This is a genomic window from Thermodesulfobium sp. 4217-1, from assembly GCF_039822205.1.
GTDB lineage: Bacteria > Thermodesulfobiota > Thermodesulfobiia > Thermodesulfobiales > Thermodesulfobiaceae > Thermodesulfobium.
On the sequence record NZ_JBAGBW010000062.1, the window covers coordinates 1 to 1,145 of the forward strand.

At 32.3% G+C, this 1,145-nt stretch carries 2 protein-coding genes; both read right to left on the reverse strand.

Annotation, left to right across the window (positions count from 1 at the left end):
- A partial coding sequence (locus V4762_RS09970) for an Rpn family recombination-promoting nuclease/putative transposase (RefSeq protein ID WP_347315627.1) occupies nt 1-393 on the reverse strand: 393 nt, incomplete at its 3' end.
- Nucleotides 394-605: 212 nt separating this feature from the next.
- Complete coding sequence (locus tag V4762_RS09975; protein ID WP_347315628.1) at nt 606-797, reverse strand: type II toxin-antitoxin system HicB family antitoxin; 192 nt, start codon at nt 795-797, stop codon at nt 606-608.
- Between the last annotated feature and the right edge of the window lie 348 nt (nt 798-1,145).

A 1,145-nucleotide genomic window follows, 5' to 3' on the forward strand; every position in this document is an offset into this window, starting at 1 on the left:
ATCTATCGGTTTATCCCAATTCGTTTTTCCATGATAGAAAACTACTGGAATAATTGGCTCTAATGGTCTTTTGTTTTTTATATCCTCTTCCCATATTGCAAGCATATATGAGAGTATCTGGATATTACTAAAGCTCCCTGTCTCTGATTTGTGCTCCAGTAGATAATACACCTGGACTGAACTGGTCTTTGTCTGAAATCTAAAGGCTATGTCTAAATTAAACCTCTTATACTTCTTTGAAATCTTTTCTGTGTTTATGGGTTTTATTGTATTAAGGTCCAGTTGTTCTAAAATCTCTTTTGGCAAAGAGAATTCTACAAAGCTCTTTGCATTCTCAATATTTGAGGCTATCTGTTTAAAGAACTTATCGTGTATCTGGTGTATGTCGTCCATAAATTGATTTAAACACAAGAATAAAAAGATGTCAAATAGGAAAATGCTTAATATATTGGTTGATTTATTTAGATTATTTCTTGATAGGGTTTAAAAGCTCATCTTTTTTCTTATACACGTCTCCCAAATATGACTCTTCATGTGAAATCTCGAATTTCAAAAGATCTTCTTTGGTTAAATTCTTTTCAATTGTTCGACCAAATCACTTCTTTTCACACTACTCCCAGTTCAGAAACCTTACTAACAGATGGTATTGCACCACTAGTTAGATCTTTATATATATCTTTTAAATTTTCTTTTAATTCGTCTAAAGTTTCACCCTGCGTCATATAATCTGGGTTTTCTTCTAAATAACCTAGCAGCATATTATCATCTTGCCAGTATACAAACTTAATAGTTTGCATATTTATCCTCCTTTTTTCTATAAAAGTTATTGTAAAGCGCTATTAAGAGCTTGTAAAACTCTTAGTTGAAATTTAACGGACGCTGATTTCATCCCTTAAGAAGACGCTAATTTTGTCACTATGATGGGAGAGATGTTTTTGAGTGTTAAGGAATCACGTGTGGTAATGAATCATGGATGCATTGAGTCCTGGCAAAGAAGCGACTATAGAGAACTCGAAAATGAGCTGATCAAAATAGAATTATTTGAAATGTCTCGTGAAAATAAAATAAAGAACTTAATTGAGCGTTTAGAACATATCTCTTATTTCATCTAAGCTTTGAACCTTGATGGTCGCTTTAAGTATTCT

Excerpts from the sequence above, each read along its gene's own strand:
- V4762_RS09975 (WP_347315628.1), bottom strand. The coding sequence starts at position 797 with ATGCAAACTATTAAGTTTGTATACTGGCAAGATGATAATATGCTGCTA.